Annotated in this window: 14 protein-coding genes and 1 pseudogene; 9 read left to right on the top strand and 6 right to left on the bottom strand. The window is 37.8% G+C overall.

Annotated elements, in window-relative coordinates; translation table 11 throughout:
• Positions 1–1,056 (top strand): AMP-binding protein (locus tag BCG07_RS02680; protein ID WP_286888493.1); only part of this gene is annotated, 1,056 nt, incomplete at its 5' end.
• 51 nt (positions 1,057–1,107) lie between these two features.
• Positions 1,108–2,238, top strand: a complete 1,131-nt coding sequence (rnd, locus tag BCG07_RS02675; RefSeq protein WP_286888490.1) for a ribonuclease D — start codon at positions 1,108–1,110, stop codon at positions 2,236–2,238.
• 61 nt (positions 2,239–2,299) lie between these two features.
• Here the strand turns inward: rnd and minE are convergent, their stop codons facing one another.
• From minE to minC, 3 genes are read right to left on the bottom strand one after another with little or no spacing between them, the layout of a single operon-like run.
• Entirely contained in the window at positions 2,300–2,563 is a 264-nt protein-coding gene (minE, locus tag BCG07_RS02670) for a cell division topological specificity factor MinE (protein ID WP_006793461.1), read from the bottom strand.
• Between the two features lies 1 nt (position 2,564).
• The gene (gene minD / locus BCG07_RS02665) at positions 2,565–3,374 is read right to left on the bottom strand and encodes a septum site-determining protein MinD (protein WP_006793462.1); all 810 of its coding nucleotides are present in this window, start codon (positions 3,372–3,374) and stop codon (positions 2,565–2,567) included.
• A 5-nt stretch (positions 3,375–3,379) separates the two neighbouring features.
• On the bottom strand, positions 3,380–4,084 hold the full coding sequence (gene minC, locus BCG07_RS02660; RefSeq protein ID WP_286888487.1) for a septum site-determining protein MinC: 705 nt from the start codon (positions 4,082–4,084) through the stop codon (positions 3,380–3,382).
• A 155-nt stretch (positions 4,085–4,239) separates the two neighbouring features.
• Between minC and BCG07_RS02655 the strand changes: the two genes are divergently transcribed.
• Entirely contained in the window at positions 4,240–4,521 is a 282-nt protein-coding gene (locus BCG07_RS02655) for a YcgL domain-containing protein (RefSeq protein WP_006793464.1), read from the top strand.
• Complete coding sequence (locus BCG07_RS02650; RefSeq protein WP_286888485.1) at positions 4,514–5,530, top strand: lytic murein transglycosylase; 1,017 nt, start codon at positions 4,514–4,516, stop codon at positions 5,528–5,530. The genes BCG07_RS02655 and BCG07_RS02650 overlap by 8 nt, the downstream gene beginning before the upstream one ends.
• A gap of 32 nt (positions 5,531–5,562) precedes the next feature.
• On the opposite strand, the gene BCG07_RS02645 is transcribed toward BCG07_RS02650, so the two are convergent.
• A complete protein-coding gene (locus BCG07_RS02645) occupies positions 5,563–6,108 on the bottom strand; it encodes a GbsR/MarR family transcriptional regulator (protein WP_010556194.1) in 546 nt (181 codons plus the stop codon).
• Between the two features lie 175 nt (positions 6,109–6,283).
• A pseudogene (locus tag BCG07_RS02640) lies at positions 6,284–8,701 on the bottom strand (TonB-dependent receptor).
• Between the two features lie 470 nt (positions 8,702–9,171).
• On the opposite strand from BCG07_RS02640, the gene BCG07_RS02635 reads away from it, so the two are divergent.
• A complete protein-coding gene (locus BCG07_RS02635) occupies positions 9,172–10,929 on the top strand; it encodes a diguanylate cyclase (protein ID WP_286888483.1) in 1,758 nt (585 codons plus the stop codon).
• A 180-nt stretch (positions 10,930–11,109) separates the two neighbouring features.
• Here the strand turns inward: BCG07_RS02635 and BCG07_RS02630 are convergent, their stop codons facing one another.
• Positions 11,110–12,387, bottom strand: a complete 1,278-nt coding sequence (locus tag BCG07_RS02630; protein ID WP_286888481.1) for a Xaa-Pro dipeptidase — start codon at positions 12,385–12,387, stop codon at positions 11,110–11,112.
• A 143-nt stretch (positions 12,388–12,530) separates the two neighbouring features.
• Here BCG07_RS02630 and BCG07_RS02625 point away from each other — a divergent pair, with 143 nt between their 5' ends.
• The 4 genes from BCG07_RS02625 to BCG07_RS02610 all read left to right on the top strand — a co-directional run bounded on the left by BCG07_RS02625 (position 12,531) and on the right by BCG07_RS02610 (position 16,539).
• The gene (locus BCG07_RS02625) at positions 12,531–14,360 is read left to right on the top strand and encodes a DUF885 domain-containing protein (RefSeq protein ID WP_286888479.1); all 1,830 of its coding nucleotides are present in this window, start codon (positions 12,531–12,533) and stop codon (positions 14,358–14,360) included.
• A gap of 97 nt (positions 14,361–14,457) precedes the next feature.
• Complete coding sequence (locus BCG07_RS02620) at positions 14,458–14,970, top strand: YcgN family cysteine cluster protein (protein WP_286888477.1); 513 nt, start codon at positions 14,458–14,460, stop codon at positions 14,968–14,970.
• Positions 14,970–15,488: an RNA methyltransferase gene (locus tag BCG07_RS02615; protein WP_006793471.1), complete on the top strand. Its 519-nt coding sequence runs from the start codon at positions 14,970–14,972 to the stop codon at positions 15,486–15,488. Before BCG07_RS02620 ends, BCG07_RS02615 begins: the two co-directional genes overlap by 1 nt.
• Before the next feature lie 157 nt (positions 15,489–15,645).
• Positions 15,646–16,539 carry a substrate-binding periplasmic protein gene (locus BCG07_RS02610; RefSeq protein ID WP_286888474.1) on the top strand — a complete coding sequence of 298 codons (894 nt, stop codon included), beginning with the start codon at positions 15,646–15,648 and terminating at the stop codon, positions 16,537–16,539.
• Positions 16,540–16,696 lie beyond the last annotated feature (157 nt).

Genomic DNA, 16,696 nt, shown 5'->3' with positions numbered 1-16,696 from the left:
CCTGAATTAAATTTATCTGACCTAGCATTTTTACAATACACAGGCGGTACGACCGGTGTATCTAAAGGTGCTATGTTGAGCCATGGTAATATGGTGGGTAACCTTGAGCAGGTGTCTGGTTGTTTAGATAAGGTACTAAACCGTGGAACAGAAGTGGTTGTTACTGCACTTCCGCTTTACCATATCTTTGCACTTACGGCTAACTGCTTAACGTTCATGAAATATGGTGGTTTAAACTTATTGATTACTAATCCGCGTGATATGCCGGGTTTTGTAAAAGAGTTAAGCAAAACTAAATTTACAGCAATCACCGGTGTTAACACATTATTTAATGGTTTACTAAACACCCCAGGTTTTGATGAACTTGATTTTAGCCACCTAAAAATGTCGTTAGGTGGTGGTATGGCGGTTCAACGTCCTGTTGCTGAAAAGTGGCAAAAAGTGACGGGGTCAAAACTGATGGAAGGCTACGGCCTTACTGAATGTGCTCCACTTGTTACAATTAGCCCTTACGACTTAGAGTCTTATAACGGTTCTATTGGTTTACCTGCACCAAATACTGACATTAAGCTAATGCTTGAGAATGGTGAAGAGGCGGCTAAAGGTGAGCCTGGCGAATTATGCGTTAAAGGCCCTCAGGTTATGCTTGGCTATTACAAGCGTCCAGATGCCACAGCCGAATGTTTACAAGACGGTTGGTTTGCAACAGGTGACATTGCTACATATGACGATGAAGGCTTCTTCTATGTAGTAGATCGTAAAAAAGACATGATCATAGTATCTGGCTTTAACGTTTTCCCAAATGAGATTGAAGAAGTTGTTGCAATGCACGACGGTGTGCTTGAAGTGGCGGCTGTTGGTATTCCTCATGATGTCAGCGGTGAACAAGTTAAAGTTTTTGTTGTTAAAAAAGACCCTTCTTTAACTGAAAAAGATATAATAAACCATTGTCGTGATAATTTAACTAATTACAAGGTTCCAAAACTCGTTGAGTTTAGGGATGAGTTACCTAAAACAAACGTAGGTAAAATACTCAGACGAGCCTTGAAAGATTAGAAAACTATAAAAAAGCCGGCATTAGCCGGCTTTTTTATTGTAGGAGACTAAGTGCAATATCAATTAATTCAAACACAAGTTCAGCTTAATACCTTTGTTGAGCAGATCCAAAATAAGCCTATATTAGCTATTGATACCGAGTTTATGCGTCGTCGCACTTTGTATCCAGAAGTTGCACTGATTCAGGTTTTTGACGGTGAGCATTTAGCACTTATCGATCCTTTAGCTGAGCTTTCGTTATTTGATTTTTGGCAGGTTTTAAAAGACCCCGCAGTTTTAAAAGTGCTTCATTCACCATCTGAAGACATTGAAGTATTTCAAAAATATGCTGGGTTTGTTCCTGCACCATTGTTTGATACTCAATTTGCTTTGCAATTGCTTGGTGAAGGAAACTGTATGGGGTTTGCCCTTATGGTTAAAACACTCCTAGGTATTGAAATAGATAAAAGCGAATCACGTACCAATTGGCTACAACGACCGCTAACTACTAAGCAACTTGATTATGCTGCCGCTGATACATTTCATTTATTACCGTGCTTTGAATTAATTATCGATCGCATCAACAAAGCTGACTTGTTTGAGATTGTGTTGGATGAGAGCGAATTAATTGCTAATAAGCGAGCTTTTCAAACACCGGATGAATTGCTCTATAAAGATATTAAAAATGCTTGGCAGTTAAAACCACATGAATTAGCTGTATTAAAAGAGCTAGCTATATGGCGCCGTAATAAAGCAATACGTAAAAACCGTGCTCTTAATTTTGTGTTGAAAGAACATAACATGACCGAAATCGCTAAGCGAGGGCCATCTAGTTTAAATTCATTGCGTCAAATACCGGGTGTAGAATCGATTGAAGTTAATCGCTCAGGGGTTGAGATTTTAAAGTGTATAGAAAAAGCTAAAGCAATTGCCGTTGACGAGCACCCGCAAGTGTTGAAGCGTTTAATAGATTTTCCTAATTATAAACAAACGGCAAAAGATATTAAGCAAAAAATAACGAAAGTTGCTAAAGCTAATAATATCCCTGAGGATGTTTTAGCATCTAAAAAACAAGTAAATCAATTGATTAGCTGGAATTGGAAGTTGACGGCAGAGCAAAAAATGACACATATAAAGCCAGATTTATTGAGCTCTTGGCGTTATAGCTTTATTAAAGAGGCACTAAAAGAGTGGGATACCTAAAAAGTTAATCTTTTAGTAGTTGTTAGTTATAAAGAGGGCGCTTAACGCGCCCATTCTTCAATTATTTCTTTTCTTCGTCAGGTAAAGTTACGTTTAGCTCTAATACAGCTAAGTCGTCTTCATTCTGATCAAATTGTACCTGCACTGCATCACTATTAACGTTCACATATTTTCGAATTACATCCAAAATATCTTGTTTTAATTGTGGTAGGTATTCAGGTGTTCCACGCTGAGAACGTTCGTGTGCGACAATGATTTGCAATCGCTCTTTTGCAAGAGACGCACTGTTTTTCTTTTCTGAGCGGAAATAGTCAAGTAACGACACATTAACCTCCAAAAATCCGTTTAAAAATGCCTTTTTTCTCTACATCTAAGAAGCGAAAATCGACGGTTTCACCAAGTAAGCGGTTTATGGCATCGGCATATGCTTGACCAGCATCTGATTCGCCATCCAATATTACCGGTTGACCTGAATTTGATGCACTCAATACTGCTTGTGACTCAGGAATAACACCTAACAAATCGATAGCTAATATGTCTTGTACATCTTCTACCGAAAGCATTTCACCTTTAGCAACACGCTCAGGGTTGTAGCGCGTTAATAATAGGTGTTCTTTGATATTTTCAAGGCCTTCTTCAGCGCGTTTAGATTTGCTATGCAAAATACCTAAAATACGGTCAGAATCTCGTACAGATGACACTTCTGGATTGGTGGTTACAATCGCTTCATCAGCAAAATACATTGCCATCATCGCACCCGCTTCAATTCCTGCTGGTGAATCACATACAATATAATCAAAGTCTTCTTTTAGCTCGTTTAAAACGCGTTCTACACCATCACGAGTTAGTGCATCTTTATCACGCGTTTGCGATGCTGGCAGTAAAAATAACTTCTCAACACGTTTGTCTTTGATAAGTGCTTGGTTTAGGTTTGCTTCACCGTTTATGACGTTTACAAAGTCATAAACAACGCGGCGCTCGCACCCCATAATTAAATCAAGGTTACGTAAACCGATGTCAAAATCGATAATAACCGTTTTGTAGCCTTTTAATGCTAAGCCTGTGCCTATTGCGGCACTTGATGTTGTTTTACCAACACCACCTTTACCCGAGGTAACGACAATTACTTTTGCCATGAGATTTATCCTTTAACCAAAGCTGAAATTTCTAATGATTCATTTTTTTGTTGTATTTGCACTGCACTGCCCCAAAACTCACCTTGTAGAGAGTCACTGATCCAGTAGTTGCCATTTATGGAAACAAGTTCTGCTTCTAGCTTTTGGCAAAATATATGTGCGTTTTCTAATCCTTTTGCGCCCGCTATTGCGCGACCACGAAGGGTTCCGTAAATATGTACGTTGCCATCTGCTATTACTTCTGCACCATGACTAACAGCGCCTAATACAATAAGGTCGCGGTCTTTTGCATACACCTGTTGACCCGAGCGTACAGTACCGTTAATTATTTGTGCTGGAAGTATAATATTTTTTTCGACAATTGACGTGTTAGGTTGCTTTTCAACGGGCTCTGCTTTTACGTCTTGCGAATAATTTAATACTGAAAAGCCAGCTTTTTTGGCATTTGCATGCTGCCCATCAGAGCCATTGCATACACCCACTGCGTTGAAGCTCATTCGTTCGATAAGTGACTTTAAATGAACAAAGTTTAAAGAACTGCTTTTTACTTCTTCTAAATTGACAACAATAGGGGCTCCTTCAAAAAAACGAGGGGCTTGGGCTATTTTTACGTACAATTGTTCTGCTAAAAGGTTTATATCAGCACTATAAAGATGTAAAACTGATAACGTAAAAAGATTCCCTTTTAACTCAAAAATTTGGTCCGACATACACGCTCAATTGAATTGTATGATAAGAAATTATAATTAGATAAACACAGGCTGAATAAGGCCTTAATCAAAATTTCTAATCTAAATTTTCTAACTTATTATTACTCTCATGGTATAGTGTGCAGCATTGTTGTGCAAGAATTTATAGGGTCATAATGTTAACTGCGGTATATAAAAGTAAGAAAAAGACGGATACCTTCTTATTTGTTGAAAAAAGAGATGATTTTAGCAAAGTTCCAGAACCTCTAATGGCTATGTTTGGCAAACCTCAATATGTGATGCTCATCAACTTAGCTAAACGTGAGCACCTAGGTGGTGCGGATTTGGAAACCGTTAAGGGTGCATTAACCGATCAAGGATACTATTTACAACTTCCACCACCGGAAGATAATTTGCTTACTGAACTAAGAAAACAAAATGGAGCCGATCGTGATTAAAAAACTGGCAGTTGTATTATGTGGTTTATGCTTGAGTTCGTCAGTTGTTGCCAAAACACAAGCCGAATTTAAAGATTACTTAGTAAACCTAAAAAAAGAAGCAATCGCAAAAGGCTACGAGACGTCGTTAATTGATAGTGCATTTGCGACTGCGACTTATAAAGAGAAAGTGGTATCAGCTGATAAAAACCAGCCTGAAGTGAAAGAAACACTCGAGACCTATTTACCAAAACGTGTCCCACAATGGAAAATTGACCGTGCTCGTAAACTTTATGCTGAGAACAAAGATATTCTTGAGCAAGTAGCTAAAGAGTTTGGCGTACAAGCACGCTTTATAGTCGCTTTATGGGGTCTTGAAAGTAACTTTGGTACTATTCAAGGCGGTCACAATGTTATTTCGTCATTAGTGACACTTGCCTTTGATGGCCGCCGTGAAGCACTTTATAAACGTCAGTTGTGGGCGGCTTTAGACATTTTAAAATCGGGTCATATTACCTTAGATAAGTTTAAAGGTTCTTGGGCTGGGGCTATGGGGCAAACTCAATTTATGCCAACGTCTTTTAATGCTTATGCAATTGATTATAACAATGATGGTCGCAAAGATATTTGGACTACAAAAGAAGATGCGTTTGCTTCAATTGCTAATTATTTAAAGCAAGAAGGGTGGAACGACTCATTAACTTGGGGTCGTCAAGTTATGCTTCCTGATAACTTTGACAATAAATATATTTTAGTTCGTGGTACTAAAACACGAAAACAATGGCTTGAGTATTGGAATGATTCTGAGCGTTCACTCGATGAGTGGCAGGCTTTAGGGGTGAGAAGAGCAGACGGTACTGCGTTGCCTAACGTTGATGTACGAGCAGCACTGGTTATGCCCGATGATATCAACGGCCGTATGTTTTTGGCCTATGATAATTACAAAGTGTTAATGCATTGGAACCGCTCTTATTACTTTGCAACGAGTGTGGGTTATTTGTCTGATAGAATCGGATACCCAAAAATATAGTTCAATAAAAAATAAAGCCGCAAAATGCGGCTTTATTCTTTTTTAAAAATTTTGTCTTTTAAATCGATGACCTTGCCAATTCCTGATCCCAGTTTCATAAGTTTGTTGAGCTGCTCGGGAGTCAAACGCTGTAACTCAGACGACCATTTAGTGACCGTTTCAAGTAGGTTGTGAATTTCTTCCATTTGCTTTTGGGCATACACTTCTTCTTCGTTATTCGCTTCGTCGAGTAAGTTATCTCGCAAAAGGCTGAGCGTTGGATCGATTTCACGTTTTTTTCGCTCTTCAAATACTCGATTCGCCATATCCCAAATATCGCCTGCAGGGGCATAATACTCTTTACGATCACCAGGAATGTGCTGAACTTTAATTAATTGCCAAGATTGCAGCTCTTTTATGCCCATACTCACATTACCACGCGAGATACTTAGTGAGTCGGCAATTTCATTCGCTGTCATCGGGTTTTTAGTAATGATTAGTAAACCACACATTTGGCCTATTGTACGGTTAAACCCCCAACGGCTGCCCATTTCGCCACAATGCATCACAAAGGTAAAATTCTTTTCAGATAAAGTCATATCATTAACTTTCAGTAATTTCAGAAATTAAATGCTAGCATGTTGATTTGCGATAGCAAGGCATTAAGTGCACTAAAATAATCTTAGTTTGGCTTAAATACAATTTAAGCCATTTTATGCATAGTTTTAAATATTAAGGGCGCTTGTAAATACAAACACCCATAAATTTTAACTGCTAAAGTGTGTAACTAAAACTTAATTTTGCATTACGCTCTTCACCAGGCATACCGCCTAAAAACATCGCCTTAGAATAATACTGTTTGTTAAATAGGTTGTTTAAATTAAGCTGCATGTTCCACTGTTTAGTTGTATACGAAATTGCAGCATCGTACACAGTGTAGCCAGGTACATAGCCATCAGGAATACTAAATGAACTTGAGTTAGTACTTCTGTTATCAACGTAAGTAATACCCCCGCTAATATTAACTGACTCGGGTAAATTAAATATGTTTGCATAGTAAGTAACCCATGTGCTTGCAGTTACATAAGGCACCCCTTTTTGACGAGTGTCGTAAGCGCTACTATTGGGGTTAGATTTATCACGCGCGTCTTGATATACGCCGTTAACATTTATTTTCCACTGCTCATTTAAATACGCATTTAAATCAAGCTCAACGCCTTTGGTTTGCTCTTCGCCATCAAAGTAGCTTTCTACTATATCAGGGCCAGACACACCAGCTTCATACAGTGGGTTACTGTATTCAAGATTTGTACGAGCGCTTTCAAACACAACTAAAGTAGCTAGTAGCTGGTCGTCAAATGCTTTATACCTAAAGCCTAAGTCATTACTTATTGATTCTGAGTCTTCTCTATCTGCTTCGTTACCAGCAACAGAGCCTAATACACTGTATGCGGTTCGGCCTTTAGAGTGATTAACAAACACAGAAAAATCTTCAGTAGGCTGATAAGTAGCACCTAAATTATAGGTTAAACCTGAATCAGATATGTTTGCCTCAGGGGTTGGCTCTGCACGGCTTGAACTGTAACGTTCATCTACACCATTATGTTCGTAGCTCTGCTTAATACGGTTTTAGGCGACTCCTATACGTGTAGTCAGTGTGTCATTAATATAACCTACATGCTGAACGCCCATTCCCCATGCTTTAACCTTTTTATTATAATCACTCGTTTTTAGTGGGTCGTAATCGTCAAAGCCACCGATTGGCCAATTTGGTTGCCTCATGTCATAGATATAGGGTAAAGCACCTTGATAAAGCACATTACCATCGGTGTCGTAAATTACTTTATCGCTGTCATAAATAGAGTATTGTTTGAAACCAATATCTCGGTCTTCATAATTTGCATTAACTAAGAGTTCGTTATCAATATCGCCTATCTCAAAGTCGTATCTTAAATCTAAAAAGTACTGCCATGATTTTTCATCTGCTTCTACTTGGCGATACTCTTGGCGCCTAGCTGCAAATGGATAAAGTACATCATTTTCAACTAAAGGAGCACGAGGGTCTTGATTAATAACGCCACTGCGAGTTGAGTACACGTAATTAAAAGCCCCTGTTTGACGAGCAAAGCTTGATGTGTAATTACGGTACTGTAGTTGCTGGTTTAAGAATAAGTCATCAGTAATAAAGTAATTATGCGTAAGCTTAAATCGTAATTCTTCACCTTCATTATCATCGGCCATTGGTGAAATAATCCCATTGGTACCAAAGTCATAGGGTGTTAAACCATCTGTTGCAGAAAGAGAGTTCGCTAATTGTAATTGCTGTTCACTTGTCAGTTGTAAGCCACTGCCTGTCGGATCGTTTACTAAGTCTGCAGCGGTAACTTCACCAGCAGTTAAGCCATTCGCTGTCTCTGCGTTGTATATGCGAATAGGGTGGCCAATTGAGTCAACAGCAATTGAATCCTTAATATAGGCAGCAGAGAGCATAACGTCTTGTTTATCGTTTAACACATACTTAAGTGATGTATAAATTTCATCACGCTCTTCTTTTAAATCACGAAAGCCATCGCTTGATGCTGTTTTAGCCATTACGCGATACGCTAAGTTCTCGCTAAGTGCATTTGTGCTGTCAAACGCAAGAGAGTAGCTGTCCCATTGACCAAGCTCTAAAGCGATTTTATGCTTTTCTTCAAATTCAGGTTTTTTTTCAATTAAATTAATTACACCACCAGCGCTACCAATACCATATAAACCTGTAGCTGGGCCTTTTAACACTTCAACCGACTCAACATTGGTTAATGAGCGAGTTGGATTAAAGGTGTTTCCAAGTCCAGCTCCCCCATACATACCATCATAAGTGTAATTGGCGTCAAGACCACGAATAACCAGGTTATCGCCAATGCCATAATTATTACCCGCTTGGGTTAAACCACTCACATTACGGACAAGATCTTGTAGGCGGTCTACGCCCTGTGATTCAATTAATTCACGATCAATAATAACAACAGGAGCAGGGGTTTCCATTAAGGACATATCTGACTTTGTGGCAAGGCCCGAACTCATAACAACTTGATTTTGTTTTTGATAAACACTTATGTGTTCAATATCTTGTTCTGCAGTGGTTGATGCTAAAGCGGCTTGTGCATTTAAACAAGCAAGGGTGAGGAGTGAGCAATTAAATTGTTTCATTATGATAATCATTCGTATTTATTAATTTACAGTAATAGTAATGATTATTATTTGCAAAATATACTAAAAGTTCAATAATTCTATATTATATGACACTGTTTGCTGGTTATTTAAACAAATATAAAAAGGGGGGTGAGCTTTTAACATTAAAGTCTAATATTTAGTGAGTAATCTAGTTGTGCAATACCAATGGAGTTTTTTGGCAAGCAATTAGATGAATTGCTAAGAAAGGTATGTGGCTACTAGTCGCCACATACCTTTTTTAACCTCTGTTTGGTGTGTTATGAACTAACGTTATGCTGTTTAATAGGCTTTCAGTATGGCAATTGGGCCAATGAAGTCTTGATGCTTAGTAAAATAAAATTATATTTAAAACTTCATAAATTTTTATGTGTATATGTAGTAACTTTAATTCTTTCTGATAACCTTAATCATAGTCGGTCACTCAACTTAATCATCAGACATTAATAATGAACTTTAAACAGTTAACTATCCTCACTTTCTTCGTTGTGGCCTTCACTTCATCTTATGTTAATGCACAAGATAATCGTTGTGAAAATTATGACGCTGTTATTTCAAATTTATATAGTTCAATTGAGACTCTAAATGTTAAAAAGTTGAAATCAATAAATGAATATTTAAAGCTTCGTTGTGCGGACAATAATATTGAAACTCATCTTTTGTTTAGTGGGCTGACGATTGCTGATGCAGAAAATGATAGAAGTAACATAGAGCTAATTAGAGATAAGATAACAGCCTCACAGATTTTAGATAAAGATAACCCTCGTTTTGCATGGCATTTATATGTCTTGGCTCAAAGTTGGTTTTGGGATGCAAAACCAGACAAAGCAGTTTCATTATTAAGTGAATACAAATCCTATTTTATAGGTCAGCCTAAAAACTCTATTGAGGTAAGAGCGCTTTCTCTCATTGGGGGCTACTTCAATAATGCTAAGTCTAGTTTAGAAAAAGAAAAAAGTAGCTATTTTGAAAAAGCTGAAATTAAAGCAAATGAAATTGGCGACCCTGAATTAAAATTGTATGTGAACTTTAGAAAAGGTGGCGAAGCATTTCCTAATTCAAATACCGATAGCGTGAGTGAGTTTAAAAGAAAAAAAGATAAATGGATGAACATGCTTGATTCTGTGCAACCGAGTGTAACCAAAGCTGAAGTATTGCTATTTTGGGGGTATTTAGAAGTAGAAGAAAAGCAAAAAAACTTATCGGCTTTACAGGAAGCAATTGAAATACTTTTAGAGTTTGGTGTTACTAGAACAGTTATAGACGGCTCTATGCTATATATCGAATTATTGAAACGTTATGGAGAAGCTGCAAAAGTTGAGTCAATTATTAAAAAACTTATTAATGACCATGGCGCTTCTTTAGATGGCTACCAGAGAAAGCAGTTATACGGATGGCTTTTTGAACTTAGTGAGTCACAAGAGCGTTATGAAGATGCGCTTAAATATAAAGATGAGTATTACCTTAGTTTAATTGCTAAAGATGATAATACACAAAAAAAATTAGATGAACTCCTTCTAGAATATAAAGTGGAAGAGCAAAAGACTGCAAGCAAAATGCTAAAACAATCTCTTCAATTAATAGAGTTAGAAAAGGAAAATGAAAAGCAAAAAAATCATATTTTAATATTGTTTGTCGTTACCTTGTCTGTTGCAGTGCTTTTGCTTTCTATTATTATTTACCGAAGCCAAAAGTCTAAAAATGAATTACAAAAACTAGCAATGATTGATTCCCTCACAGGTGTGTGGAATAGACGTGCAATTACTCTTAAAGCATTCCAGGAATTAGCAATCGCTCAACGTGAGGGTCACAGTTTGACAATACTATTAGCTGATTTAGATAATTTTAAATCGGTTAATGATATTTACGGACATGATGTAGGTGATATTGTATTGAAAACATTTGCAAATATTGCCTCTGATAATATAAGAGCGAAAGACCAGTTTGGCCGTTGGGGTGGAGAAGAGTGGCTATTTATAATGCCTGCAACCTCTGTTGAAGATGCAAAAAATCTATTTAACCGCCTCTCTAATAAATTATCTGAGGTTAAGATAGGTGACCTATCTAACATTACATTTTCAATGGGAGCTGTTGAGCTCGTAAATGATCGTAATACCGATTTAAATTTACTAATAAAAGAAGCAGATAAACAGCTATATGTAGCGAAGGAAACGGGTAAAAATAAAGTGAGTTTTGTATCAATGTAAAATATAGACAGTTGCTTTGAGCAATAAAGTTATACGTGGCGATGGTAAATGTAGCGGATGTTTTTTCAGTATTGGAATTTTATGGCTTACCAAATATTTATTAAGAATTCTATTAACGTGTAAGGTTGCGATTAATTTCAACAAAAAGGCTGACCTTAATGGCCAGCCTTTGTTTAAATATTATTTTTCAGTTTTATAAACAATACCTGCTTTCATCACAAACGGTATTTGCTCTAATGTTGAAATGTTTTTTAATGGGTTTCCTTCAACAGCAATAATATCGGCGGCATATCCCGTTTTTATTTGCCCTAATTTGTTATGCATTTTCAGCAGTTTAGCGCTGTTAATGGTAGCTGATTGAATGGCTTGCAGTTCAGTCATGCCAAATTCAACCATACGTGAAAATTGCTTTGCATTATCACCATGTGGGTAGATGGCAGCGTCAGTTCCAAATACCATGTTCACACCAGCTTTTACAGCTCGGCTAAAGCTATTTCTTTGTTTTTTAGAAACTTGGCGTTCTTTGTTTAGGTTTTCTTCGTCTACACCATTTTGTTCGCCAAAGCTTAATGTGTATTCTGTGTTGTATATATCCATAGAAAGCCAAGTGCCATGTTTTTTAGCCAGGGCTATGGCTTCATCGTCTAAAAAGCTTGCGTGTTCTACGCTGTCAACACCTGCAATGATGGCTGTTTTTATGCCGCTTGTGCCGTGTGCATGCGCTGCAACGGGCAGGTCGCGCATGTGAGCTTCTTCAACAATGGCTTTCATTTCTTCAAGCGAATATTGTTGTACACCTACTTTGGTACCCTTTGAAAAAACACCACCTGTAGCACAAAACTTTATAGCGTTTGCACCGTACTTTATATTTTCACGTACTTTTGTTCTAACCGCCCATGGCCCGTCTGCTACACCTGTTGAGGTATATTTTAGCTCAGGCGGTAAACGGTTATTGTCACAGTGCCCGCCAGTTATACCCAGTGAAGGACCTGCAGCCCAAATTCGTGGGCCTATAATGTCACCCGCATTAATACCGTCTCGCACCGCAATAACGCTATAACCATCTGCGCCCACATTTCTTACGGTAGTAAAACCTGCTTCAAGGGTCTTTTTAGCAAAATAAGCCGATTTAACTGCCATGCGTGGGATTGATTGACCCAAGCGCTCACTTCGAGAAACAGTAGGATCACTCGTTAAGTGTACATGCATGTCCATCAATCCAGGGACTAGTGTTAACTGTGGCAGGTTAATAAATTCATCATTTTTACCTAGTTTCGGCTTTTTATTACGTTCTATTGAGGTGATCACACCATCATCAATAGTAATTAATGGCGATTGAATGAGTGTGCCATTCTCTACATCTAACATGGCTTTTGCAGAAATGTAGGTGACTGCCTGGGCAGGTAGACTGCTCAAACATAATATGGCTATTGAGGCTGATAATAGGTGCTTTTTCACTTTTTAATTCTTTTATATGAAAGTTACGTTGTTTTGACTTTACCAAGCTCAAGTAAAAGTGCAATAAAATAACGACTAAGTTACTACTTTATTTAGCTTAATTTAAAGCTCATAATCGAGCTGAGTTTTTTATAAGGATTAATATGAAATTATTAAAATTAGCACTGGTCGCTTCTTCAGTGATCGGTGCGCTAATGGGCTGTAGTAGCACAACGTCTCAACAAAATAATAGTAAACCGGTTTCATCATCTATAAATGCTGTGGTTTCAGAATTATCGGCCGAGCAGCAATTAGACGTGCTTGTTGATCAATACTACAACGAGTCGCTTGCATTTTCGCCAATCAGGGCAACATATAGCGGTAAAAATGAATTTAATGATCAGTTCACGCCTGAAATTTCAGCGACAAATCGTAACAAAAAGGCGGTTTTTTATAAAAAGTATCAACAACGCCTTGCTTACATTGATTCACAACAATTAACAGGGCAAGCGCTATTAAGTTATGAGATTTTAAAACGTGACCTTGCACTTAACCTAGAGGGGATGCAGTTTCCAAGCTACTTTCTGCCTATTAATCAAATGTCGGGAGCACATAATGTGTTTGCTGGATTTGGCTCTGGGCAAAGTGCACAACCTTTTAAAACAGTACAGGATTACGATAATTTTTTAAAACGTAGCGATGGCTATATCAAATGGCTTAAAAGTGTTGAGCTTTCTATGGCTGAAGGTATAAAACAAAATATTGTTTTACCTTTGCCACTTGCAAAAAAGTTAGCCCCACAATTTAGTGCGCATGTTGTAAGTAAGGCTGAAGACTCACTGTTTTGGGGACCTATAAAAAACTTACCAAATTCGTTTACAGCTGAGCAAAAACAAGAAATAACAGCGCAATACCTCGATTTAATCATGAAGCAATTAGTGCCGGCTTATCAAAGCATGCACACATTTTTAATTAACGATTATATACCTAGTAGTCGTGTGTCAGTAGGCTACAGTGATTTTACTAATGGTAAAGCTTGGTACGAATACCAAATAAAGAAAAACACAACGCTTAACTTATCTGCTGACGAAATTCACAATATTGGTTTAAGTGAAGTATCGCGTATTTTGAGCGAAATGAAAAAGGTAAAACACACCGTTGGCTTTGACGGCGATTTGCCTGCATTTTTTACTCACTTACGTGATTCAGATGAGTTCTACTTTAATACCGCTGATGAGCTTATTGAAGCGTACGAAAATGTGAAGAAAAAAATTGATGCCAAAGTACCGCAGTTATTTGATGTGGCTCCTAAAGCGCCTTACATTGTAAAACCAGTAGAAGCTTATCGTGCTCAGTCTGCGGCGGGTGCTTCTTATGCAGCCCCTGCACCAGATGGTTCTCGTCCGGGTATTTTTTATATCAATACCTTTAATTTAAAAGCACAACCTAAGTTTTTACTCGAAACACTCTCGATTCATGAAGCGGCACCTGGTCATCATTTTCAAATCGCTCTTCAGCAAGAAATAGACGGCTTACCTGATTTTCGTAAATTTGGTGGGTATACGGTTTTTGCTGAAGGGTGGGCACTGTATGCAGAAAGTTTAGGAAAAGAGCTTGGATTATTTACCGATCCGTATATGTGGTATGGGCGTTTGGCTGACGAGCAATTACGGGCAATGCGTTTAGTACTCGATACTGGTTTTCATGCAAAAGGGTGGACGCGCGAGCAAGGTATACAATACATGCTTGCTAATTCATCAATGGCTGAAAGCGATGTAGTGGCAGAGGTTGAGCGTTATATTGCGTGGCCAGGGCAAGCACTTTCGTACAAATTAGGGGAGTTTAAAATTAAAGAACTTCGCGATTATTGTAAAAAAGAGCTAGGTTCTCAATTTGATATTAAGGCGTTTCATACGCAAATACTAATAGATGGCGCATTACCCATGCCTATTTTGGAGAAAAAAATAAAGCGTTGGGTGCAATCGCAGCGTTAATGAATAGCGCACAGCGATTATCAAATTGAGGTATTCGCTTTGCGCCATTTAGTGCAATACGTTAGAATGCGCGCTCTTAAAAGGGCGCGAGAACACTATGTTTGATCAACAGTTAGCAAATACACAGTTTTGGCTTACAAAAAGCTTGAGCGAAATGAGCCAAAATGAATGGGAAGCTATTTGCGATGGCTGTGGTAAATGTTGTTTAAATACGTTTATAGATAGTGAAGACGAAGACGATTTTTCCCCAACCGATCAGCTACGAGAAGGTGAACAGCTCATTTTCACAAATATTGTTTGCCAGTATTTAGATAATAATAGCTGTGGGTGTAGCGAATACGAAAACCGCCAAACACTTGTCCCTTCTTGCGTAAAACTAACCAAAGAAAACCTTAAAGATATTTTCTTTATGCCGCAGAGCTGCAGTTACCGCCGCCTGCATGAAGGGCGTGGTTTAGCTTCGTGGCACCCGTTATTAAATAACGGCGATAAAACACTTATGCATGATCTCAATATTTCAGTAAAAGATAAAACAGTCAAAGACAGTAATGTAAAATTAGATGATTTTGATTTATACATTGCTGAGTGGCCAACAAAGGATTGCGATTAATGAGCAAGTTAAAAGCGAGTATTGGTTTAATAAACCCGAAGAGCCCTACTAACGTTGGCGGTGTGTTACGAGCTGCTGGGTGTTACGACGCAAAGCAGGTTTATTTTACGGGTAATCGATACCTGAATGCGCAAAAATTTCATACCGATACTAAAAATGTGGTTGAACGTATTCCATTAACCTCTACTGATAGCCTAGAAAAAGTAAAACCTGAAGGGGCAACCGTTGTTGTCGTTGAGTTAATTGAAGGGGCTACACCGCTCCCTGAATTTAAGCACCCAGAAAATGCATTTTATGTTTTGGGCCCAGAAGATGGTTCTGTTCCTAAAGACGTACTAAAGTGGTGCGATGAAGTAGTTTACATTCCTACTATAGGGTGCATGAACTTAGCTGCAACCTGTAATGTAGTACTTTACGATAGGCTTTCTAAATTAGGTGGTGTTAAAAGCAGTGATGACACAATAATAAGTTCGCGCGATACCAATAATAAAATGAAATGGGTTAAACCTGCTTTATAACTTTTGTAATGCCAATTAAATCTGCTAGTTGGCATTAGACACTGTCTATATTCAATTTCACGTTCTACCAATTTTTCATTCTCTAGATTTATTTCTCCTTCAAAAGTGTAAATAACGCCTACACTTAACTGACTATTAGTTTGACGATAGCTTTATTATGCGCATTGTAGTCTTTTTGTTGCCCTTTATTAGTTGTTTTAGTTTCGCGAGTCAAAGCGTAGCCTTCATTCATAAAAATAGCCTTAAAACTGTAGAAGGGCAGCGTTATAAATCGGGGCTTTTATATAGCGCCCCAAATAGTAAACGCACATTACATATTGTTACCTTAGATTGGCCGCCTTATATAAGTAATGATTTATGTAACAAAGGATGGGTCTATCATTTTGCCGTTGCTGTTCTTAATAGTCAGGGTTACAGCGTTTATTTAGAATTTTTACCTTGGGCAAGAGCTGTGCGTAATGTGGAACTTGGAAAAGCCGATATTTTAATGCCTGAGTACTTTATTGAAGACACTGCGCCTTCAGACTATGTTAAAAATAAAATGCGAAGAGAGCTGCTTGGTATTTCAAATTCGTTTCAAGGTGGAAATATTGTATTTCTAAAGCGAAAAAACGCACCTGGTATTTTTACAGGTAATCTAAACTCATTAAAAGGCTCAACAATAGGTGTTGTAAGAGGGTATCAAAACACGCCTGAATTTGATGCCATGATGGATAATGAAGAGTTTAAAGTTATTAGTGCGGTAAACGATTTGCAGTTAATGCAATTACTTTTTGCCAAGCGGGTCGATCTTATTATAGGCGATCCTTCGGTGTTAACCCATTCAGTTACGTTTTCTGAGCTTAACCAAAGTGAAAAAATAGCACTGCTTAATGCTGTTGAGCAAGATGGTAAACCACTGCATTATAAATCATTGTATTTTGCTATAAGTAAGCTAACACCTAACTGGCTTGAAGTGCTAGATGACATAAATCAAGCCTTATATATATTTTATAATAGCGGTGAGACTGAGCGTTTAATCAATACTGTTTCAGAAGAATGTGCAGTTTGAATAAATATAATGATTTGGAACGTTCTAATCACCTTGTGCCCAAACAACTTATTAACAATGTAGAATCAGTTTAACTTGTTAATGGAGTGAAAATAAAAATGAGCACACTGAACACACATAACGATTATGGCGTTAATAAACAGCACAACAAAAATTA

It is taken from the genome of Pseudoalteromonas sp. ESRF-bin5 (assembly GCF_002632075.1).
Classification (GTDB): domain Bacteria; phylum Pseudomonadota; class Gammaproteobacteria; order Enterobacterales; family Alteromonadaceae; genus Pseudoalteromonas; species Pseudoalteromonas marina.
This window is presented reverse-complemented; position numbering and strand designations above follow the sequence as displayed.